Source organism: Polaribacter sp. Hel1_33_96, assembly GCF_002846595.1.
GTDB lineage: Bacteria > Bacteroidota > Bacteroidia > Flavobacteriales > Flavobacteriaceae > Polaribacter.
Map to the genome: position 1 here is coordinate 723,145 of NZ_PJMV01000001.1, position 24,009 is coordinate 747,153.

Consider the following 24,009-nt stretch of genomic DNA (forward strand, 5'->3'; position numbering starts at 1 on the left):
CAATTGAATACATAAGCTGCTTTTCCCTACAAAATGCAGCTTAATTTTTTGAATAAATACAATTGATATTATTTTATACTATCTAAACATAATTTTAGATACTCCATAATTAACTTTTTTACTATTCACCTTTAAGAATAAAACACCAGGCTTCACTTTTACATTGAAGTCTATTTCATTCTTACCGTTTATTAATTGCACGGGAGCTACATAGATTTCTTTTCCGGTTACATCAAATAAAGAGATAGTTGCTTTGGTGTCCACTTTACTAAATATCATAACATTTACACTTCCTTTAGAAGGATTTGGGTATGCCATAAAGTTATTTTCAAACTTCTCAATTTTATTTACTATCTGATCTTCAATAGCCGTTTTAGTGAATTTCACGTTAGAAATAAATAAATCTAAGTCTTTAGTATTCGCTTCAACAGGCAAGAAAGTAAATGCTAGAGTAGTTAAGTCATCTGCAGTTATTTTATTCGTTGTACCTGTAGAAGAAAATATATCAAAAGGCACATAGTACGTTTGCTCTTCTTCAGATAAATCGACCATCACTCTGTATTGTTGTTTCCAATTTTCAACAGAAGATTTAATCAATCCTAATTCCATTAAACCAGATCCTTTAGCAGTAAATGATAAGTACTTGTACTTAGAGTAATCAGCAGACAATGTACCAGGTAATAATGATTTGTAAACCGTTAAGTAATCATACTCACTAGTTGCTTTGATCTCAACATTTCTGTTTATTGAATATTCATCATCTTGATATGTTCTATCAAAATCATTCCATACAAAGTAGTTTAGTATCTCTGTATAATCCGAATCATAATCTAAGCCCCAGTTACCATCTGCATGATAAAATGCATCTTCTACTTCATCCTCTACTGTTACAAGACCATCATACTCATATCCATCAGCAATGTCTAATCTTAACGATTGCTGTATTTCAGTATCTAAAGAATTGTATCTGTGTTTGATGTTATTTGCAGTTTCCGAATATAACTCTACCATAGAAACTTCAGCAGTATTACCAACTTCAGTACTTCTTAAATTCACCACTAATTCCCCTTTTTCTCTGTAAATTTTAGAAGCATAGGTTTCAGGGAATTTCTGAATTTCTGTTTGTTGTACAGGAATATAAGATTTCAAGTTATCTAAAATATCTTGTACTAATTTTTGAGTATCCGCTGGCTTTGTAGACCATACTTGGAAGTTATAGGCATCGTTAAACTTGATATAGTTATTTACATACCAGTTTGTCTGAATTGTATACTTATCATCATTGTTGTTCTTAGAAACCGCAAATGAGATCGCATACTCTACAACACCGTTTCTTTGCTTAATTCCTTGCATCAAGAAATTATAACCTTCCAATCGAACCTTTTGCACATTCAATATTTCAGCACCTCTTAAACGATCACAAGATGCTTTGGTGTGATTGTAAATCTTATCTGAAGTTTTAATTCCTAATACAACTCCTTTTGTTTCTCCATTTATAGAGAAATCTACAGATAATACTTCATCTGCAATGGTATAATCTAAAATATCAGTTGGTGAAGTTACATTAGCTACATTTCCAGCTACTAATTCGGTAGGGAACATGTCTAATAAAGTTTGTCCTTTTCCTTGATAAGGCTGTATGGATTTTAACTTCACTTTATTGTACAAGTTCTCACTTGATTTCACAAATTCAGTTGGCATAGAATTCTTCTTTCTACCTACGTAAATCTTAGAAATTGCATCTCCTAATGACTCAGATTCAACTCCACCGTTGTTACCTGTTCCCGTGTTTCCTGAAGAAACTCCATAAGCAAAATCTTGATCTAGATTGTTTTGACCTGAAGGTAAAGTAAGCGTAATTGTGTTTGGTGTGCCTACGCCATCACCATCAGATATTGGAATGATATCTGCTAGTGTTTTTCCTGCTGGTAGCCCTCCTGTTAAAGTACTTATATCTACAGTTACTGTATACACGCCAACGGGTAAATTCTCAAATAAATAATTTCCATTTACATCTGTAATCGCCGGTACATCATCCGTTGGATTACCAGGAGTTCCTGGATCTAAAGTTACGGTTACACCCATTAAACCTGGCTCTCCTGCATCTACAATACCATCTCCATCTGTATCATACCAGACTGTATCTCCAATACTTCCTAAACCTGTAGGTGTCGTTGCGGTTACAGTTACAGTATCTGTTGGTGAAGTAGTTACGCCATTTGTAGCTGATGCAACATTGGTAATGGAACCTGCATCTAAATCTGCTTGTGTAATGATATAAGTTTGGGTCACAGTTATACTTACACCTGGAGATAATGTTCCAATTGTAGCTGAAACAGTAATCTTATCATCCGTAATGCTAATTGGTCCAGATATAAGAACATCTCCCGAGTTCGTTACTTTATAGCTATATATAATTTGATCTCCAACAGTATCATATGTGGTTACATTTGCTGTTTTATCTAGCGTCAACGCTGGATTTACATCTGCAGTAATTGTTACTGTGTCTGTAGGTGAGGTTGTTGTACCATTTGATGTTGAAGCAACATTGGTAATTGAACCTGCATCTATGTCTGCCTGAGTAATTATATACGTTTGTGTGACTGTAAGACTCTCTCCTGGTGCGATAGACCCAATAGCATCTGCTACTGCAATCTTATCGTCAGTAATTGAGAATGGACCATCTAAGGTTACATTCCCTGAGTTAATTATTTTATAACTATAAATGATTACTTCACCAACAGTACTGTAAGTGGTTGCATTAGCTGTTTTCTCAAGAGTTAAAGCAGGAGCCGGAACTACAAATACATTTACAGTTACAGCATCTGTTGGTGAAGTGGTAGCTCCATAGGATGCAAAAGCAATGTTGGTAATGGAACCTGCATCTAAATCTGCTTGAGTGACAGTATACGTTTCAGTAACCGTTGAACTTTCTCCAGGAAATAAAGGCCCAGGCGCATCTTGTACTGTTATCTTATCATCCGTAATTACAAATGGTCCAGCTAAAGCTACATTACCAGAATTGATTACTTTATAGGTGTATATAATTTGATCTCCAACGGCAGTGTAAGTATTTACATTTGCAGTTTTCTCTAAAGTAAGCGCCGGAGCGTCAACAGCATTTATGGTTAAACTAACCTCTGGTGAAGTAGTTGTTCCATCTGTTGTTGAAGCGATATTGGTAATTGAACCAGCATCATAATCTGCTTGCGTAGTTATGTAAGTTTGAGTTACAGTTACACTTTCTCCAGGTGTTAAAATTCCTACAGCAGGAGCTATACTAATTTTGTCATCATTAATAGCAAATGGTCCATCTAATGTTACATTCCCTGAGTTGATTACTCTATAATTGTAGATGATTACATCTCCAACACTATAGGTTGCAGTGTTTGCAGTTTTCTCTAAAGTTAATGCAGGAGCTGGAGCTATATATATATTTACAGTTACAGTATCTGTTGGCGAAGTAGTCGTTCCATCGGTGACAGAAGCCACATTGGTTATTAATCCAGCGTCTAGATCTGCTTGTGTAATAGTATACGTTTCGGTAACAGTTACGCTTGCTCCAGGAGATAAAGGCCCTTGCCCATCTGCAACTGTAATTTTATCATCTGTAATTGTAAATGGTCCAGCTAAAGCTACATTACCAGAATTGATTACTTTATAACTATATATAATTTGGTCTCCAATAGCAGTATATGTGCTAACATTTGCAGTTTTCTCTAAAGTCAAAGCTGGACTTTCTACAGCTGTTACAGTAACGGTATCTGTTGGTGAAGTAGTTACACCATTTGAAGCTGATGCAACATTGGTAATGAAACCTGCATCTAAATCTGCTTGTGTAACTATATACGCTTGGGTCACAGTTATACTTGCACCTGGAGATAATGTTCCAATTGTAGCTGAAACGGTAATTTTATCATCCGTAATGCTAATTGGTCCAGATATAACAACATCTCCTGAGTTTGTTACTTTATAGCTGTATATAATTTGATCTCCAACAGTATCATATGTGGTTACATTTGCTGTTTTATCTAGGGTCAACGCTGGATTTACATCTGCAGTAATTGTTACTGTGTCTGTAGGTGAGGTTGCTGTACCATTTGAAGCTGATGCAATATTGGTAATGAAACCTGCATCTATGTCTGCCTGAGTAATTCTATACGTTTGTGTTACTGTTAAACTTTCTCCTGGTGCGATAGACCCAATAGCATCTGCTACTGTAATTTTATCATCACTAATTGAGAATGGACCATCTAACGTTACATTCCCCGAGTTAATTATTTTATAACTATAGATAATTACTTCTCCAACACTGTTATAAGTAGTTACATTAGCTGTTTTCTCAAAAGTTAAAGCAGGATTTTGGTTTGCATCTACTGTTACTGTATCTGTAAGTGAAGTTGTACCTGTAACTGTATCCGTTGCAGAAGCAATATTGATAATATTTCCATTATCTAAATCTGCTTGAGTAATTGTATGTGTTGCGGTTACTGTTTCAAATTCTCCAGGCGCTAAAGCCACAGTGATATCAGATACTGTAATTTTATTATCAGCAATTGTAAAAGGACCATCTAAAGTTACGTTTCCTGAGTTAGTTACTTTATACCTGTATGTGATTACTTCTCCAACAGCAGCATAAGTAGCTTCATCAGAAGTTTTCTTTAAAGTAAGTGCAGGATTTTGGTTTGCATCTACTGTTACTGTATCTGTAAGTGAAGTTGTACCTGTAACTGTATCCGTTGCAGAAGCAATATTGATAATATTTCCATTATCTAAATCTGCTTGAACAATTGTATATGTTGCGGTTACTGTTTCAAATTCTCCAGGCGCTAAAGCCACGGTGATATCAGATACTGTAATTTTATTATCAGCAATTGTAAAAGGACCATCTAAAGTTACATTTCCTGAGTTGGTGACTTTATAGCTGTAAGTGATTACTTCATCAACGGTGCTGTAAGAAGTTACATTAGCTGATTTCTCAAGAGTTAATGCAGGATTTTGCACTGCAGTAACTGTTACTGTATCTTCAGGAGAAGTAGTACCCGTAACTGTATCCGTTGCAGAAGCAATATTGATAATATTTCCATTATCTAAATCTGCTTGAGTAACTGCATATGTTGCGGTTACTGTTTCAAATGCTCCAGGTGCTAAAGACACCGTAATATTAGATACTGTAATTTTATTATCAGCAATTGTAAAAGGACCATCTAGGATTACATTTCCTGAGTTGGTTACTTTATAGCTGTATGTGATTATATCTCCAACAACATTATATGTTGCAGTATTCGCAGTTTTCTCTAGTGTTAATGCAGGAGCTGGAGCCAATAATACAGTTATGTTTTCAGTTGCATCATCTGTTCCTCCATTGCCATCAGAGATCGTATATGGGAAAGATGAAGTACCAACATAACCAGGAGTAGGTGTAAAAGTTACTACGCCAGTAGCACTATAATTTACAGACCCATTAGGCACTAAAATTGTTTTAGGCGTTCCTAAAATTACAGGTTTCCCATTAATAGATGCAATTACAAGAGTATCATTATCAGGATCACTATCAGCAACACCTTCAGTTAAAGGCGTTAAAATTATAGATGTATCTTGATCCATTATATAAGTATCGTCAGTCGCTACAGGCGGATCATTCTGAGCAGTTACTGTAATTGTTACAGTTGCTACATTCGAAGTTAATCCGTCATTATCATCAACTGTATAATCAATTGGAGTCGTTACTCCATTGAAGTTCTCAGCAGGATCAAAAGTAACAACACCCGCATTATCTACGGTATAAGTTCCTTCACCAACTACTGTAAACGAAGTTTGTTGACCAGGTGTTGCAGGATCTAAATCCACAGAAGTCACATTAAGAGTTCCATCAGGATCTGAATCATTTGTAAGAATACTGATATCCACAGGCGTATCTTCATTCGTTGAAGCAGTGTCATTCACAGCCACAGGCGGATCGTTTACATCATTCACAGTCACAGTGATTGTTGCAATGTTAGAAGTCAAACCATCATTATCATTTACAGTATAGTTGATAGGTGTAGTTGTTCCATTAAAGTTAAGAATAGGAGTAAAAGTCACCACTCCAAGATTATTAACAGTATAAGTACCTTCAGCAGGCACCGTAAACGAAGTTTGTTGACCAAGTGTTGCAGGATCTAAATCTACAGAAGTCACATTAAGAGTTCCATCAGGATCTGAATCATTTGTAAGAATACTGATATCCACAGGCGTATCTTCATTCGTTGAAGCAGTGTCATTCACAGCCACAGGCGGATCGTTTACATCATTCACAGTCACAGTGATTGTTGCAATGTTAGAAGTCAAACCATCATTATCATTTACAGTATAGTTGATAGGTGTAGTTGTTCCATTAAAGTTAAGAATAGGAGTAAAAGTCACCACTCCAAGATTATTAACAGTATAAGTACCTTCAGCAGGCACCGTAAACGAAGTTTGTTGACCAAGTGTTGCAGGATCTAAATCTACAGAAGTCACATTAAGAGTTCCATCAGGATCTGAATCATTTGTAAGAATACTGATATCCACAGGCGTATCTTCATTCGTTGAAGCAGTGTCATTCACAGCCACAGGCGGATCGTTTACATCATTCACAGTCACAGTGATTGTTGCAATGTTAGAAGTCAAACCATCATTATCATTTACAGTATAGTTGATAGGTGTAGTTGTTCCATTAAAGTTAAGAATAGGAGTAAAAGTCACCACTCCAAGATTATTAACAGTATAAGTACCTTCAGCAGGCACCGTAAACGAAGTTTGTTGACCAAGTGTTGCAGGATCTAAATCTACAGAAGTCACATTAAGAGTTCCATCAGGATCTGAATCATTTGTAAGAATACTGATATCCACAGGCGTATCTTCATTCGTTGAAGCAGTGTCATTCACAGCCACAGGCGGATCGTTTACATCATTCACAGTCACAGTGATTGTTGCAATGTTAGAAGTCAAACCATCATTATCATTTACAGTATAGTTGATAGGTGTAGTTGTTCCATTAAAGTTAAGAATAGGAGTAAAAGTCACCACTCCAAGATTATTAACAGTATAAGTACCTTCAGCAGGCACCGTAAACGAAGTTTGTTGACCAAGTGTTGCAGGATCTAAATCTACAGAAGTCACATTAAGAGTTCCATCAGGATCTGAATCATTTGTAAGAATACTGATATCCACAGGCGTATCTTCATTCGTTGAAGCAGTGTCATTCACAGCCACAGGCGGATCGTTTACATCATTCACAGTCACAGTGATTGTTGCAATGTTAGAAGTCAAACCATCATTATCATTTACAGTATAGTTGATAGGTGTAGTTGTTCCATTAAAGTTAAGAATAGGAGTAAAAGTCACCACTCCAAGATTATTAACAGTATAAGTACCTTCAGCAGGCACCGTAAACGAAGTTTGTTGACCAAGTGTTGCAGGATCTAAATCTACAGAAGTCACATTAAGAGTTCCATCAGGATCTGAATCATTTGTAAGAATACTGATATCCACAGGCGTATCTTCATTCGTTGAAGCAGTGTCATTCACAGCCACAGGCGGATCGTTTACATCATTCACAGTCACAGTGATTGTTGCAATGTTAGAAGTCAAACCATCATTATCATTTACAGTATAGTTGATAGGTGTAGTTGTTCCATTAAAGTTAAGAATAGGAGTAAAAGTCACCACTCCAAGATTATTAACAGTATAAGTACCTTCAGCAGGCACCGTAAACGAAGTTTGTTGACCAAGTGTTGCAGGATCTAAATCTACAGAAGTCACATTAAGAGTTCCATCAGGATCTGAATCATTTGTAAGAATACTGATATCCACAGGCGTATCTTCATTCGTTGAAGCAGTGTCATTCACAGCCACAGGCGGATCGTTTACATCATTCACAGTCACAGTGATTGTTGCAATGTTAGAAGTCAAACCATCATTATCATTTACAGTATAGTTGATAGGTGTAGTTGTTCCATTAAAGTTAAGAATAGGAGTAAAAGTCACCACTCCAAGATTATTAACAGTATAAGTACCTTCAGCAGGCACCGTAAACGAAGTTTGTTGACCAAGTGTTGCAGGATCTAAATCTACAGAAGTCACATTAAGAGTTCCATCAGGATCTGAATCATTTGTAAGAATACTGATATCCACAGGCGTATCTTCATTCGTTGAAGCAGTGTCATTCACAGCCACAGGCGGATCGTTTACATCATTCACAGTCACAGTGATTGTTGCAATGTTAGAAGTCAAACCATCATTATCATTTACAGTATAGTTGATAGGTGTAGTTGTTCCATTAAAGTTAAGAATAGGAGTAAAAGTCACCACTCCAAGATTATTAACAGTATAAGTACCTTCAGCAGGCACCGTAAACGAAGTTTGTTGACCAAGTGTTGCAGGATCTAAATCTACAGAAGTCACATTAAGAGTTCCATCAGGATCTGAATCATTTGTAAGAATACTGATATCCACAGGCGTATCTTCATTCGTTGAAGCAGTGTCATTCACAGCCACAGGCGGATCGTTTACATCATTCACAGTCACAGTGATTGTTGCAATGTTAGAAGTCAAACCATCATTATCATTTACAGTATAGTTGATAGGTGTAGTTGTTCCATTAAAGTTAAGAATAGGAGTAAAAGTCACCACTCCAAGATTATTAACAGTATAAGTACCTTCAGCAGGCACCGTAAACGAAGTTTGTTGACCAAGTGTTGCAGGATCTAAATCTACAGAAGTCACATTAAGAGTTCCATCAGGATCTGAATCATTTGTAAGAATACTGATATCCACAGGCGTATCTTCATTCGTTGAAGCAGTGTCATTCACAGCCACAGGCGGAGCATTCTGAGCAGTTACTGTAATTTGTGTAGTTGCAGAACAACCATTGCTATTTGTAGCAACTACTGTATAGGTTCCGGTCATAGCAGCAGTCATACTATCTGAAACTAATATATCTCCGCCGTTACCTCCAGTTCCTGAAAAACTATTTGGCCCAGACCACGAGTAGGATGCTAAATTGTTTGGGTTTGTAGATAATTCTAGTTTTTGACCTTGTGTAATTAGCACAGAACAATCATTAGCAATCCAACTACCACCATCTATTTTATATTCACATTCTAAATTTAAAATAGTGTTATCAACTGTTTTGGTTATAGTATTTGAGTACATATAAGAAGTTGAACAACCTTCCCATGTTCTTATAGCTCCTCTTCTATATTGCATAGTTACCGAGATGTTTGCTGGATTGTAAGTAGCGGCATTTGCACCAACAATGTTATTCCAAGCAATACCATCGGTACTTTCTTGCCATTGATATTGGATACTACTACCACCACCGCCATTAGCATAGGTTATATTCCAAATGTTAGAAGGGTCATATTGTCCACATGAAACTTCATCACCACCAATACTACCTGGGTTTTCTACATTTCTTGTTATCCAATAATATTTATACTCAGTATATTTATAAGAACTAGCACAAGTAGTTTTTGCACCTCTTCGATAATAAGTTTCTCCTAGTACATATCCATAAGGTTGTGTTGTTCCATTATATGGTGAATTTGGCGGGTTGTAGTTTGCATTTGTAGCACCGGTAATATTTGTCCAAGAACTACCACCACCATGTCTTTTTTGCCATTGATATTCAATTGCACCACCAGAACCTCCTGTGGCTGCAGTTGGTGTAATTGGTGGAATAATTAAATTTACAATAGGGTAAGAGGTACATAGGTACGTGTCTCTTGGAGTACTCATTGTACCTTGATCTAAAACATTTAAACAAATATTTAAATTACAATCAGTTGGTCTGTCTGCCGGCGTTAATAAAGCATTTAATAATAATCTTTGACCATTTATATGGTCATGTTCATGACCACCCAAATAATGCACATAACCACCATTAGTGGTTGTAACTCCTGTTATTTTACCAACATAAGCAACATGATGATTATTTGGTCTAGCAATTATTGATTTTCCGCTCAACGGCTCATTTAATAATTCAAAATCTTTAACAGAACCACCTTCATCAGGCAATAATCCTATAAATTGAGCGAATGGTTCTGAGAAATTGCTATAAGTTTCAGCACCCTCATCATTTTTGTCAACAAAATTTGCTAATAAACCTAATCTAGTATAAGATTCAACTCCATGACATTGTGCAAGAAAATTTCCTCCGCTTTTTAAAAATAATTCAACATTGTTTTTTTTGTCTGTATCATTATGATCAGAATGCGGTTCACTTGCAAATGTGTAACAAGATGCTGCATTTATAATCGTGGCAGAATTAGCGACTGCGTTATAATGAGTAACACTGCTTAAGCCTGCGCCTTTGTATATGTCAGTATGAATTTTAGACTTACCACCATCATTAAAAACAGCAGCTTTTGGTTTGTGAGTAAGATCGCTATATATTTCGACATCATCAACAGCCGCAGTTGTTTCGTATACGTAAACACCATTATTAAATGCATTTATAACGGTAAGAGCCTGACTTTCATATCCGGGAGCAATAATAATTGGACCACCCCTGAAGGCTCTTGATTGACTAGTTTGTGTTGTAGGTTTAATTCTAGATGCTGCAACAGAAAAGTCTAAGCCGTCTTTAACTTTAGCGCTATTAATTGCCCATTTTAATGGTATGTCTGCATGTAATAGTCTTACGATTAACCCATACGCTTTTAGGTTGAAACTATTGCCATCTGGTTGCAGAGCATCATCCATTGCAATAACATAAGATCCCACGGGTATGCTTTCTAGCTGTGAAAAGCTAGCGGAAGCATTTGTGTAATTGGTAGCCTTAAGCGCAGATGCACTTATTGCTGTAAACTGCTTACTTGCGAAAGCACTCTGATTGAATTCAGTATTAAAATTTTCAAGATTTTCCCAGTTAGCTTCATAACTACTGTAAAAATTTTCTGAGAAAGAATTCTTAGCATCTTTTTTTGAGATAGCGTTTGCAATTTCATTAGTATTAATTACGTTATAACCATAATTAAACTGAATAATTGATAATAGCGCTACTGAAAATATAAATAATCTCTTCTTCATATAGATTGTTTTTATTTTTAACTGTTTGCAAACATAGAAAAAAAAACAAACATAAATCACTGTGCAAAAGGAATTTGTGATTTACAAGTGTTGCTTTTTGGTCTATTTCTATTGTTTTTTTCTTAATTTACGTTTATACAAATTTTGATAAAACTACATAAATCAATGATTTTAAGCAAAAAATATAGCTTGTTGGTAATATTTATTCGTTGAAATGACTATTTTTGTCGCTTAAGTGCAAAAACAGTCTTTATTTTTAAAACTGATTTTTTTTTACTAATTCCCTGATTTAATGCATCTAAGAAGCAGAAAAGTTTCTGAAACATGATGTCTGACATTAATATGTCCTGCAATACGTTTAATACATTATTTGTCTTACTAGTTATCTTTATTTAGTTGTTCGTCAACAACCCAGAAATAGATTTCACCATCATTTCTATATTGCTTTCTGCTTTTGCCAAATTTAATTAATAGCTTTTCGCTTTCTCTACATCTATTTTAGTACAGGTAATCAAATCTACTCTAAGATTTTTTTTATTAAAAATGGTTGGCGGCGGTATTAAATTAGAATTGAAATCGATCCTAAGTATTTCTAAAGATTTAATTTCTCCAATTTCTTCGAGAATATTTACAATATTATTTCCTTGAATATTTAAGTCTCTAAGATTTTTTAAACCTATAATTGCTTTTGGAATTTCTTTTAGGTTGCAGTTTATAAGATTTACGGATAGAAGTTGATTTAGGTTTGCAAAACAAATAGGAAAATGAAATGCTCCTGTTATATTTAAAAAGTTTAAGGAATTTAATTTATTCAAGGAGCATATAGTATTCGGAATTTTCTCGATTCTACTATTTTTATGAAAATCTCTTGTATTTATTCAAAAAATCTCTTTTTAATGATATTACCTGAAATAATAATGTTCTGGTGTTTATTATTTTATTTTTTAAAGAGAAATAAGCCAAGAAAGGAGTATACACCATTAATGACCAATACAAAAAATTCAAAGTCAAAATTGAAATATTGGATTGTACTATAATTGGTTAAAAAAGTTAACACTGGAGCGATAATACAAATAAAAGGAACTGCTTTGTCTTTTACTTGCAGTTTGGTAAATAAACCGAATGCATAAAGACCTAATAGAGGACCATATGTATAACCAGCAAACGTAAATATTTTAGCGATTACACTTTGATCTGCAATAAAATATTTAAAAACCAAAATAGTTGCGATGAGTACAAATGAAAAAAGGATATGAATCTTCTTTCTTGTTTTTTCTTGCTCTTCCGGATTTTTCTTTTTGTCAATTTCTAGAATATCAATACTAAAAGAGGTTGTTAAAGAAGTTAAAGCAGAATCTGCACTCGAGTATGCCGCCGCGATTAAACCTAATAAAAAGAAAATTGCAGTAGTTAAACCTAAGCTTCCTTTTGTGGCAATTATTGGAAATAATTGATCTTTGTGAGCGTCAATTCCGTTTTTCTGAGCATAATCTGTTAATAAAACTCCTAAAGCCAAAAAGAAAAAATTAACAATTACCAAAACAATGGTAAACCAAAACATGTTTTTTTGCGCATCTTTTAGGTTTTTACATGTCAAGTTTTTTTGCATCATATCTTGATCTAAACCTGTCATTACTATTGCAACGAAGGCTCCAGCTAAAAAGCGTTTCCAGAAATAATCGCCAGTTTTTACATCATCAAAAAAGAAGGTTTTAGAAAGTTCGCTTTCAGCAACATAAGAAAAAATATTGGTGATTTGCATTTCCGTAGAAATTGTGTAAATACAAACGCCAACTGCAATTAACATAAATAATGTTTGCAAAGTATCTGTCCAAACAATGGTTTTAATTCCGCCTTTAAATGTGTATAACCAAATTAATAAAATAGTGATAGAAACGGTTACCCAAAAAGGAATTCCGTAGGCATCAAACAACAATAATTGCAACACATTTGCCACTAAAAAAAGTCTAAAAGCAGCACCAATGGTTCTAGAAAGTAAGAAAAAACTTGCTCCAGTTTTGTAAGAGTAATTTCCAAATCGGTCTTGTAAATAAGTGTAAATAGATGTTAAATTTAATCTGTAATAGAGTGGAAGTAGCACTAAGCCAATAACGGCATACCCCACAATGTATCCCAAAACCATTTGCATATAACTCATGCTTTGAGATTCTACCCAGCCTGGAACAGAGATAAAAGTAACTCCAGAAAGTGAAGCTCCAATCATACCAAAAGCCACTAAATACCAAGGAGAAGAGTTATTTGCTTTAAAAAAAGTTTTGTTGTTTGCAGATTTTCCTGTGAGGTAAGAAATAAAAAGTAAAACAGAAAAATATGCGACGATTAATAGGATAATATGTACTGGTTGCATGAGTTGATTACAAATGATCGATTATGAATTACGAATATATGTTTTTCTAGGCTTCTTTTAGGGTTTCATACTTCATAATTCGTAATTTTGCAATCTATGGAGTTTTCATCAAAAATATTAGAAAATGCAGTAAATGAAGTTTCTCGTTTACCAGGAATTGGAAAACGAACGGCTTTGCGTTTGGTTTTACACTTGTTGAAGCAGCCGAAAGAGAATACAAGCTATTTGTCTGAAGCGCTGTTGCATTTAAGAAATGATGTAAAAAATTGCGAAAAATGCTTTAATATTTCTGATACTATTTTATGCGATATTTGTAACAATCCGAAAAGAAGTCCAGATATTATATGTGTTGTAGAAGATATAAGAGATGTAATGGCCATAGAGAGTACCTCTCAGTTTAATGGATTGTACCATGTTTTAGGGGGTAAAATTTCTCCGATTGAAGGAATTGGTCCTCAAAATTTGCAAATAGAATCTTTGGTGACCAAGGTTGAAGAAGGTGAAGTTAAAGAACTTATATTCGCTTTAAGTTCTACCATGGAAGGAGATACAACCAACTTTTATATTTACAAGCAGATAGAAAAATTCCAGATTAAAACCTCCACAATTGCTCGCGGAATTGCTGTGGGAGATGAGTTAGAATATGCGGATGAAGTTACTTTAGGAAGAAGTATTATAAATAGAATTCCTTTTGAGCAGAGTATTAGAGGTTAGTTTATTTTTCTTTTAAAACTTTTTTTTCTGCTTTTTCCCAACTTTTCTTTTCTCTTATTCTTTTGTAGAGTCTTATTCCTAACATTAGTAGCACTCCAAAAAGAATAATTCCTACAACACCCCAAATCCAATTAATAGCACTTTTTAAAGTTACTAAAAATACAACTGCGAAAAGAATTATAGTCGCAACTTCATTCCAAATCCTTAGTTTAAATGCAGAGTATTTTATAATGTCTTTTTGTAATTGAGCATAAATTTTTTGACAAGAATAATGATAAAAATAGAGCGCCAAAACAAATACCAATTTTACATGCATCCATGGCATTTCTAAGTAATATGGATTTTGATAAAGTAACCAAAAAGCAAAGAAACTTGCTAAGATTGCAGATGGCCAAGTAATTATGTACCATAAGCGTTTACTCATTAATTTATATTGAGTTTGTAAAATCCCTTTTGCGGGATCTTCTTTTTTTTCTGCTTCTACATGATAAATAAATAATCTTGGAATATAAAATAAACCAGCAAACCAAGTAACTACAAAAATGATGTGTAATGCTTTTACGTATAAGAAGTCCATAGTTTTGTTTTAGGTTTTAAACTTTCCACGGATTTTATATAGAACCCGTAAAAGTCTTTTAATTTATAGTTAACTTTTTTGCTTCCAATCATTTATCCAAGAAGCCATTACAGCTACCCAATCATCATTATCATTCATACAAGGTATGTGTTTGTAATCAGTTCCGCCAGCTTCTATAAAGTCTTCTTTTCCTTCCATTGCAATCTCCTCTAAAGTCTCTAAACAATCAGAAACAAAAGCAGGTGTAATCACTGCTAATTTTTTCTTTCCTAATCCTGGAAATTTCTCTAATTCGAAATCGGTATAGGGTTTTAACCAAGGGTCTTTTAATAAACGAGATTGAAAAGAATTACTATACGTACCTTCTTTTAGCCCAAGCTCTTTTACAATACCTTTTGTGGTTTCAAAACATTGATGTCTGTAACATGTGTAATGTGCAACAGAATTGCGCTCACAGCAAGAACCATCTAATTTACAGTGACTTTTTGTAGGGTCAGATTTTTTAATATGACGTTCCGGAATTCCGTGATAAGAAAACAAAACATGATCGTAATCAAAGCCTTTTAAATGATTTGCAATATTATTACTCATCGCTTTTATATAATCTGGTTTGTTGTAAAAAGGGGGTAAGACATCTAGTTTAACTTCGGGATATTTCTCTGCTAGAATCTCTTCTGCTTTCACAACCACCGTTTCAAAAGAAGACATTGCGTAATGAGGATATAAGGGTGCTAAAAAGATTTCTGTAACACCTTTGTCAATTAATTCTTGAATCCCTTTTTCCATAGATATAGAGCCATAACGCATAGCTAAAGTGATTGGAATGTCTATTTTTTTAATCAATTTTGTTGTAAATCTTTCAGAGATCACCACTAAAGGCGAGCCTTCTTTCCACCAAATTTTTTTGTAAGCAGCACCCGATTTTTTTGGTCTAATCTTCAAGATAATCCCTTTAATTAGTATCCAGCGCTTCCAATATGGAATATCGATAACACGCTCGTCCATTAAAAATTCACCCAAATACTTTTTTACATCTTTTGTTTCTGTAGAATCTGGTGATCCTAAATTGTTTAGTAAAATTCCTTTCATTTAAAATGAGTTTCAAAGTTTAATCGTTTCAATGTTTTTTTAACTTGAAACTATAATATTTATATTTTGCTTCCTGCAATCTGATTCGTAACTTCGTATAAAGTAATGGCTAAACTATGTATTACATTCATAGAAGAATTTCTTCCAAACATTGGTATCGCGATTGTATTGTCTATTAATTTTATGTTTTCAATTCCATTTCTTTCACTACCCAAAAGTAATACGATTTTTTTATGATTCGTAAAATTAAAATCTTGAATATTGATACTTTTATCAGTAATTTCTATACCAACAATTGCATTGCCTTCTTCCTTTAATTGGTATATAATTTCGTTAAAATCTGTGTAGGTATCATGCTTAATTTGATTGATTGTATTTCTTGCAGTTTTCTTTACAATCCTATTTTCAATTGTTGGAGAACTCTTGTGAAAATAAATTTTCTGTACCCCAAAGCTTTCACAGATTCTGAAACACATTCCAATATTTTCTGGAGTTCTAATAGCATCACAAACAATGGTTATTGGAAACTGTTTCTGATTGTTTTCTATGTTGTCATGTGTTAGTTGTTCCAAATTATTTTAGTTTCAAAAGTTCAAAGTTTTAATCGTGTAGGGTTTCTGTTTTTGTCAACGCATTATTGATTAAAGCTCATTACGTATTTCTTGGGAGTTGTTCCAAATTTCTTTTTAAAGGCGGCAATAAAATGACTAGAAGTACTGTAGCCAATTTTTACACCCACTTCGTTTACATTAAATTGATTACTCTCTAATAATCTTCTTGCGTGTTCCATTTTGTAATCAAACAAAAAACTAAATACGGTATCTCCGTAAATTTGTTTAAAGCCTTCCTTTAGTTTCTTAATGTTTAACCCAATTTCATTCGCTAATTCTTGTAAGCTTGGAGGCTCTGCCATTCTAGAAATAATAATTTCTTTCGCTTTTCTAATTTTTAAAACATTTTGTTCATCTACTAAAAAAGGACAATATTCGCCTTCCTTATTTTCTTCTTGTTGAAAATGGAGACTTAACAATTCGTATACTTTTCCTTTTACATATAAATCTTTAATAGAACTGTTAACACTAGAGTTGATAATTTGTTGTAAAACAATTGAAACTGTTGGCTTTATTTCAGAATCATCATAGTATTTTTTATTACTATTTTCATCACTTAAAAAAGGAATGTAACCAGATTCTTTCGAAAATAAAGAATGAAATTTTTCTATAGAAATTAATAAAGAAACCAATGTTGTTTTTGGTTGAATTTCTAAGTTAATGGGTAAAATTCTTTGCGGGTTGTATAAAAGAATTGATCTGTCGTCTAAAACATCAAAAGAATAAGAACCATGGTTAAATAAAAATTTAGATTTTCCTCTTAAGCAAAAATGTATTTGAATAAAAGTGCTATTAATCTCTCTTTCAAAGTTTTGAATAGTTTTACTTTCGTTTTGAAAATGAAGTAAATAAAAACCTTTATCTAAGATAATTTCTTCAAAAGTACTTTCTCCGACATTTTTAAACATAAACAATCTTTTAATTGGAATTCTTTTTATTTATAATCATTCTATATAATGATAATAAAAAACCTTTATTACTAGCAAAAGTAGTGCTTTTCGTCATTTTTTTAGTTAAAAATTCTTTAAAAAACATTTAACGTTATAAAAAGTACTTTGAGCGACATTTTTTTTTAATTGAAGTTTTTACTTTTGAGCAACTTTTACGAATAGATGCAAGAGGACAGGCAAGAGTACTTTTATAATATTGGAGTTAGTTACAAAAAAGCGGATGCGAACACGCGTGGAAAATTTTCTTTAACAAAAGAAAATCAAATTGCGTTGTTAAAACTTTCAAAAGAGAAAGGTTTTAAAGGAGTTTTTATTATTTCTACCTGTAATAGAACAGAGATTACTGGTTTTGCAGAGCGTCCTTGTCAATTAATAGAATTGCTATGTACTTTTACAGAGGGTACCATTGAGGAATTTGCAAAATTCTCGAATGTTTATAAAGATCAAGAAGCAATTCATCAGTTGTTTAGAATTGGTACAGGCCTTGAAAGTCAAATCTTAGGAGATTACGAAATTGTTGGTCAATTAAGACAGGCTTTTAGATTGGCAAAATCTTTGAAGACGGTAAATGCATATTCAGAAAGATTGATGAATTCTGTACTTCAAGCAAGTAAAAGAGTGAAGAATGAAACAAAATTAAGCTCAGGAACAACCTCTGTTTCTTATGCAGCTGTTCAATATATCATCAAAAATTTGCCGGATTATAATTCTAAGAATATTTTAGTTTTTGGATTGGGTAAAATGGGGAAGCATACTTGTAAAAATTTAGCAGAATATACTCAGAATAAAACAGTATGTTTAATTAATAGAACTGAAGAAAAAACAACAGCATTTGTAAAAGAACATGCTTCTATTAGAAAATCTGTGATTGAAAATTTATCAGAAGAGATTAAAAAAACAGATGTTTTAATCGTTTCTACAGGTGCAGATAAACCAACAATTACGAAAGAGCATATTGGGCATCATAAAAACTTATTGATTTTAGATTTGTCAATGCCTGAGAATGTGGCAAAAGATGTTACCGATTTTAAGGGTGTTTCAATCGTAAATATTGATGAACTTTCTAAAATTACAGATGAAACACTAGCTGTTCGTCTAAAAGAAGTTCCGTTTGCAGAAGCGATTATAGAAACACATAAAGCAGAATTTAAAGAATGGTTAAATCACAGAAGATTTACACCTGCGATTGCAGCCTTAAAAAAATCATTAGAAAATATTAAAAACGACGAAATTAGTTTTCAGAAGAAAAAAATTGCTGATTTTGATGAAAGTCAAGCAGAAATCTTAACTTCACGTTTTATTCAAAAGATAACCACACAGTTTGTGAAACATTTAAAAGATGAAGAAACATCTGTTTCGCAAAGCCTTCAAGTAATTAATAAGGTTTTTCAGTCTTAATCAAAACTCAATGCAGAAAATAATAAGAATAGGAACTCGCGATAGCGAATTAGCGCTTTGGCAAGCTAATAAAGTACGTGCAGAATTAAAGGAATTGGGTTACGAATCAGTTTTGGTTCCTATTAAGTCTTTGGGAGATATTGTTTTAGATAAACCGCTATATGAACTTGGTGTAACAGGTGTTTTTACAAAGAGTTTAGACATTGCAATGTTGAATAAAGAAATTGACATTGCAGTTCATTCTTTAAAAGATGTTCCTACTGTTTTGCCTGAGGGAATTACACAAGCCGCCGTGCTAAGGCGTGATGATTATTCTGATGTTTTAGTGTTTAAAGGGACAGAAGAGTTTTTTGGACAACCAAACGCTATTATTGCTACCGGAAGCCTGCGAAGAAAAGCGATGTGGTTAAATCGGTATCCAACACACACTGTTGTTGGTTTAAGAGGAAATGTAAATACACGTTTAGAAAAACTAGAACAAAGTGAAACTTGGAATGGGGCTGTTTTTGCCACAGCTGGATTATACCGATTGGGAAAAATACCATCAGAAGCTATTAAGCTTTCTTGGATGATTCCTGCACCAGGACAAGGCGCTATTATGGTAACATGTTTGCAAGAGGATGATTATGTTTTAGATGCATGTGAACAATTAAATCATAGAGAAACAGAAATTTGTACCACTATTGAACGCGAGTTTTTACATTTATTAGAGGGTGGATGTACAGCGCCAATAGGAGCTTTGGCTTATATAGATGGAAAAACAGAAGAAATAAATTTTAAAGGAGTTTTATTAAACAAAGATGGCTCTAAAAAAATTACAGTTAATAAAATAGCAAAAGTTGGCAGTCATGAGTATCTGGCTAAAGATTGCGCAGATTATGTAATTAATAGAGGAGGAAAAGAGCTAATGTTAGAAGATGATGTTGCAGATAATATTTGTAATATTTACTCCACTAAAAAGCTTTCTGAACTTCAAAAAGAAACATTATCGCACTCAATAGGTGTAAAAGATAGTGATTTTATTAAAATTCGTTTTAATCGAATTCCTGCTAAAGTGATGAAAAATCAGCATGAAAATGTGCTAATTACAAGTCAGAATGGAGTGGAGGCAATTCTAAATTCTTTTACAAAAGATGAAATAAAATTTAAGAATATTTTTTGTGTTGGCAGAAGAACCAAAAAGCTGATTGAAAACAGAATTGGTAAAGTTACGTACGTAGCTAAAAATGCTTTAAAATTAGCAGAATATGTAGCAAAAGAAACAGATATTAAAGAAGTTTCTTATTTCTGTAGTAATCTAAGATTAGACGTTCTTCCTGCCTATTTAAAAGCAAGTGATGTCCACGTAAACGAAGTTGAAGCCTACAAAACCATGTTGAGTTCAGTAAAAATTGATGATGATGTTTCTGGTGTTTTATTTTATAGTCCATCGGGAATTGAGAGTTATTTGGAAGAAAATTCAACGGAAAAGGTTGCTTTTTGTATTGGAGAAACTACAGCAGTTGAAGCTAGGAAACATTTTGATAAAGTAGAAGTTGCAAATCTACCAGATGTAGATAGTGTTCTAGAGTTGGTGAATATGTATTATTCAAACCCTAATTTTTCTTAATATAATGAATGAAAATCTGTTTTTAGTTAGAACAAATTAAATCGAAATTCTGTGGTTACTGCTTGCGCGGGAATGACAGTTTAGTGAAAACTTTTGAGCTTATGCATAGAACAAGAAGACTAAGAAAGTCAGAAGGAATTAGAAGGTTAGTAAAAGAAACTAGACTTTCTATTGATGATTTTGTATACCCACTTTTTATAGAAGAAGGAGAAAATATAGAAACAGAAATTGTTTCTATGCCAGGAATTAAACGTTTTTCTTTAGATCGTATTTCTAAAGAATTAGATGAAGTGGTTTCTTTAAACATTCCTGCAGTTTTGTTATTCGGAATTCCATCAAACAAAGATGAAGAAGGCACAGAGACATGGAATGATAACGGAATTATGCAACAAGCAATTCGTTTTATCAAAAAGAACTATCCCAACTTATATGTAATTACAGATGTTTGTTTTTGCGAATATACATCTCATGGTCATTGCGGAATTATACATGATAATGATGTTGATAATGATGCTACTTTAGTAAATATTGCAAGGCAAGTTATTTCGCATGCAAAAGCAGGGGTAGATATGGTTGCACCCTCTGGAATGATGGATGGAACTATTGCTATGGTTCGCGAATCTTTAGATAATACAGGTTTTTCAAACTTGCCAATTATGGCATATTCTGTAAAATATGCATCTGCTTTTTATGGTCCTTTTAGAGATGCTGCAGATTCGGCACCGACCTTTGGTGATAGAAGAACATATCAAATGGATCCTTCAAACAGAGATGAAGGAATGCGTGAAGCTACTTTTGATGATCAAGAAGGCGCAGATATTTTAATGGTAAAACCAGCATTGTCTTATTTAGATATTATTAGAGATTTAAAAAATAATTTCGACAGACCAATAGCATGTTACAATGTAAGCGGAGAATATGCAATGGTAAAGGCAGCTGCAGAGAAAGGTTGGATTGATGGAGAAAAAGTAATGATGGAAAGTTTACTGTCTATGAAAAGGGCGGGAGCAGATATTATTATTACCTATTTTGCTAAAGAGGCTGCAAAAGTATTATTGAAAAAATAACGTCATTACAAGGAAAGATAACGGAGTAATCTAATGATTATTAAGTAGATAACTTCACTAGATTCGGAATGATAGAAAAGTTAAAAAAATGAAATTTAAAAAATCTCAAAAATTATACGAGCAAGGATTGGTGCACCTTGTAGGTGCTGTAAATTCTCCCGTTAGAGCATTTTCATCGGTGGGTGGAAATCCGTTGTTTATTAAAAAGGCCAAAGGAAGTAAAATTACAGATGTTGATGGAAATGAATATATAGATTTAGTACTTTCTTATGGACCAATGATTTTAGGTCATCGTCACAAAAAAGTGCAAAAAGGAGTTGAAAAAGCATTGAAAAATGGGTATTCGTTTGGGGCATCCACAGAAAATGAAATCATTTTAGCGAAAATAGTTTGCGATGCTTTTCCAGGAATGGATAAAGTTCGTTTTGTAAACTCTGGAACGGAGGCTGTTATCAGTGGTGTTCGTTTGGCAAGAGCATTTACAGGAAAAGATAAAATTATAAAATTTTCGGGTTGTTACCATGGACATCAAGATTCATTGTTGGTGGCAGCCGGCTCTGGCTTGGCAACTTTAAGTTTACCAGGTTCTAAAGGAGTTCCTGAAGGAGCAGTTAAAAATACTTTAATCGCAAAGTATAACGACTTAGAAAGTGTAAAAAAACACTTTGAAGAACATACTGATATTGCGGCTGTAATTATTGAACCAATTTGTGGTAATATGGGTGTTGTAATTCCGCAGAATAACTTCTTAAAAGATTTAAAAGAATATTTAGAAACTAAAGGAGCTTTATTAATTGCTGATGAAGTAATGACAGGTTTCCGTTCTAAATTCGGTGGAGCTCAAGAATTATTAGGAGTTGAAGCAGATATTACATGTTTAGGCAAAGTAATTGGTGGAGGTTTCCCAGTGGGAGCCTATGGAGCAAGAAATGAAATTATGCGGGAGGTTGCGCCTTTGGGTGGCATGTATCAAGCAGGAACGTTAAGTGGAAATCTGATTGCAATGGCTGGAGGAATTTCTACATTAACAGAATTGAAGCAACAAAATCCATATAAGCAGTTTAATGAGACCGCTGCAATCTTAGAAGTAATCTTATTAGAAACTGCTAAAAAATATAAGGTGGATTTAGTTGTAAATCGTTTTGGTTCTATGATGAACCCTTTCTTTACAAAAGGAAAAGTAACTAATTTTGATGAAGCACAGTCGTCCGATACCAATAAGTTTGCGATCTTCTTTTGGGAAATGATAGAAAACGGTGTCTTTTTACCGCCAAGTCAATTTGAAGCCTGGTTTTTGTCATCAGCTATAACAAATAAGGATATTAAAAAAATAGCAGAAGCAACCGATAAAGCAATGTTAGCGGTGTCTAAAATGTAAATAAATCATTATCCTGAGTTAGTGTGAGAAAGTAATTTAAGAATTAATATTAGGCTCACTTCAATTAATTTGGAATGAAGTTTTATAAATATGTAATGTAATAATCAAGAGCTAATTGTCAAAAGCTAAACAATGATAAAAAACGACTTATTTTTAAGAGCATTAAAAGGAGAAACTGTAGATAGACCTCCAGTTTGGATGATGCGTCAGGCAGGAAGATATTTACCAGAATTTCAAGAAATCAAAAAGAAATACGATTTTTTTACTCGTTGTCAAACTCCAGAACTGGCATCCGAAATTACGGTGCAGCCAATTAGGAGGTATGGAATGGATGCAGCTATTTTATTTTCTGATATTCTAGTGATTCCGCAAGCTATGAATATTGAGGTAGAAATGAAACCCGATTTTGGACCGTATTTGCCGCATCCAATTCGCAATCAAAAAGATTTAGATCGTGTAATTGTTCCGGATGTTTATGAATCTTTAGGGTATGTGATGGAAGCAATAAAAGCAACCAAAGAAAAGCTAAATGATGATGTTCCTTTGATTGGTTTCGCAGGTTCTCCTTGGACAATTTTATGTTATTGCGTGCAAGGTCAGGGTTCTAAGAACTTTGATAAGGCTAAAGAATTATGTTTTACAAATCCGATTGTAGCGCACAGTTTGTTGCAAAAAATTACAGATACAACGATTGCTTATTTAAAAGCAAAAGTTGCAGTAGGTGTAAATGCCGTTCAAATTTTTGATTCTTGGGGAGGAATGTTATCTCCGGCAGATTATCAAGAATTTTCTTGGCAATATATTCAGCAAATTATTGATGCCCTAAAAGATGAAACTCCCGTGATCGCTTTTGGAAAGGGTTGTTGGTTTGCCTTAAATGATATGGCAAAATCAGGGGCTTCTGCTTTGGGTGTCGATTGGACGTGTTCCCCAAGAAATGCGCGTTATTTATCAGGAGGAAATATTACTTTACAAGGTAATTTTGATCCATCGAGATTATTGTCGCCACCAGCGGAAATAAAGAAAATGGTGCACCAAATGATTAACGAATTTGGCAAAGACCGCTATATTGTAAATTTAGGTCATGGCATTTTACCCAACATTCCATTAGAAAACGCAAAGGCATTTGTAGATGCAGTAAAAGAGTATAAAGTTTCATAAAAAAAATAAGACTTTTTTGGGCGTTACCTAAA

At 33.7% G+C, this 24,009-nt stretch carries 13 protein-coding genes; 6 read left to right on the forward strand and 7 right to left on the reverse strand.

The annotated features are described in order from the left end of the window. Positions 1-78: 78 nt before the first annotated feature. From ATE90_RS03330 to ATE90_RS03340, 3 genes are all read right to left on the reverse strand, one after another. Positions 79-11,055, reverse strand: coding sequence for a DUF7507 domain-containing protein (locus ATE90_RS03330; RefSeq protein WP_101450803.1), 10,977 nt, complete (start codon positions 11,053-11,055; stop codon positions 79-81). 467 nt (positions 11,056-11,522) lie between these two features. Then, complete coding sequence (locus ATE90_RS03335; RefSeq protein WP_036787720.1) at positions 11,523-11,870, reverse strand: leucine-rich repeat domain-containing protein; 348 nt, start codon at positions 11,868-11,870, stop codon at positions 11,523-11,525. Positions 11,871-11,992: 122 nt separating this feature from the next. Continuing rightward, positions 11,993-13,423: a sodium:solute symporter gene (locus tag ATE90_RS03340; RefSeq protein ID WP_036787723.1), complete on the reverse strand. Its 1,431-nt coding sequence runs from the start codon at positions 13,421-13,423 to the stop codon at positions 11,993-11,995. 96 nt (positions 13,424-13,519) lie between these two features. Between ATE90_RS03340 and recR the strand changes: the two genes are divergently transcribed. Then, positions 13,520-14,137, forward strand: coding sequence for a recombination mediator RecR (gene recR / locus ATE90_RS03345; RefSeq protein WP_036787726.1), 618 nt, complete (start codon positions 13,520-13,522; stop codon positions 14,135-14,137). A gap of 1 nt (position 14,138) precedes the next feature. Here the strand turns inward: recR and ATE90_RS03350 are convergent, their stop codons facing one another. The 4 genes from ATE90_RS03350 to ATE90_RS03365 all read right to left on the reverse strand — a co-directional run bounded on the left by ATE90_RS03350 (position 14,139) and on the right by ATE90_RS03365 (position 17,322). Beyond that, positions 14,139-14,714, reverse strand: a complete 576-nt coding sequence (locus tag ATE90_RS03350; RefSeq protein WP_036787730.1) for a CopD family protein — start codon at positions 14,712-14,714, stop codon at positions 14,139-14,141. Positions 14,715-14,783: 69 nt separating this feature from the next. Then, positions 14,784-15,803, reverse strand: coding sequence for a ferrochelatase (gene hemH / locus ATE90_RS03355; protein ID WP_101450805.1), 1,020 nt, complete (start codon positions 15,801-15,803; stop codon positions 14,784-14,786). A 59-nt stretch (positions 15,804-15,862) separates the two neighbouring features. After that, complete coding sequence (locus ATE90_RS03360; protein WP_036787736.1) at positions 15,863-16,375, reverse strand: TrmH family RNA methyltransferase; 513 nt, start codon at positions 16,373-16,375, stop codon at positions 15,863-15,865. 62 nt (positions 16,376-16,437) lie between these two features. Continuing rightward, positions 16,438-17,322, reverse strand: a complete 885-nt coding sequence (locus ATE90_RS03365) for an AraC family transcriptional regulator (RefSeq protein ID WP_101450808.1) — start codon at positions 17,320-17,322, stop codon at positions 16,438-16,440. A 204-nt stretch (positions 17,323-17,526) separates the two neighbouring features. On the opposite strand from ATE90_RS03365, the gene hemA reads away from it, so the two are divergent. From hemA to hemE, 5 genes are all read left to right on the forward strand, one after another. Beyond that, positions 17,527-18,762 carry a glutamyl-tRNA reductase gene (hemA, locus tag ATE90_RS03370; protein WP_036787743.1) on the forward strand — a complete coding sequence of 412 codons (1,236 nt, stop codon included), beginning with the start codon at positions 17,527-17,529 and terminating at the stop codon, positions 18,760-18,762. Positions 18,763-18,772: 10 nt separating this feature from the next. Then, positions 18,773-20,371: a hydroxymethylbilane synthase gene (gene hemC / locus ATE90_RS03375; protein ID WP_036787746.1), complete on the forward strand. Its 1,599-nt coding sequence runs from the start codon at positions 18,773-18,775 to the stop codon at positions 20,369-20,371. Between the two features lie 101 nt (positions 20,372-20,472). Continuing rightward, complete coding sequence (hemB, locus tag ATE90_RS03380; RefSeq protein ID WP_036787749.1) at positions 20,473-21,438, forward strand: porphobilinogen synthase; 966 nt, start codon at positions 20,473-20,475, stop codon at positions 21,436-21,438. Positions 21,439-21,526: 88 nt separating this feature from the next. Then, the gene (gene hemL, locus ATE90_RS03385) at positions 21,527-22,816 is read left to right on the forward strand and encodes a glutamate-1-semialdehyde 2,1-aminomutase (protein WP_036787752.1); all 1,290 of its coding nucleotides are present in this window, start codon (positions 21,527-21,529) and stop codon (positions 22,814-22,816) included. Positions 22,817-22,948: 132 nt separating this feature from the next. Continuing rightward, positions 22,949-23,977, forward strand: coding sequence for a uroporphyrinogen decarboxylase (gene hemE, locus ATE90_RS03390; protein WP_036787755.1), 1,029 nt, complete (start codon positions 22,949-22,951; stop codon positions 23,975-23,977). The last annotated feature ends 32 nt before the right edge of the window (positions 23,978-24,009 follow it).

Coding starts and splice junctions, on each gene's coding strand:
- hemH (WP_101450805.1), bottom strand. CDS start 15,803: ATGAAAGGAATTTTACTAAACAATTTAGGATCACCAGATTCTACAGAA.
- hemB (WP_036787749.1), top strand. CDS start 20,473: ATGCATAGAACAAGAAGACTAAGAAAGTCAGAAGGAATTAGAAGGTTA.
- recR (WP_036787726.1), top strand. CDS start 13,520: ATGGAGTTTTCATCAAAAATATTAGAAAATGCAGTAAATGAAGTTTCT.
- hemL (WP_036787752.1), top strand. CDS start 21,527: ATGAAATTTAAAAAATCTCAAAAATTATACGAGCAAGGATTGGTGCAC.
- ATE90_RS03365 (WP_101450808.1), bottom strand. CDS start 17,322: ATGTTTAAAAATGTCGGAGAAAGTACTTTTGAAGAAATTATCTTAGAT.
- ATE90_RS03350 (WP_036787730.1), bottom strand. CDS start 14,714: ATGGACTTCTTATACGTAAAAGCATTACACATCATTTTTGTAGTTACT.
- hemE (WP_036787755.1), top strand. CDS start 22,949: ATGATAAAAAACGACTTATTTTTAAGAGCATTAAAAGGAGAAACTGTA.
- ATE90_RS03340 (WP_036787723.1), bottom strand. CDS start 13,423: ATGCAACCAGTACATATTATCCTATTAATCGTCGCATATTTTTCTGTT.
- hemC (WP_036787746.1), top strand. CDS start 18,773: ATGCAGAAAATAATAAGAATAGGAACTCGCGATAGCGAATTAGCGCTT.
- hemA (WP_036787743.1), top strand. CDS start 17,527: ATGCAAGAGGACAGGCAAGAGTACTTTTATAATATTGGAGTTAGTTAC.
- ATE90_RS03330 (WP_101450803.1), bottom strand. CDS start 11,055: ATGAAGAAGAGATTATTTATATTTTCAGTAGCGCTATTATCAATTATT.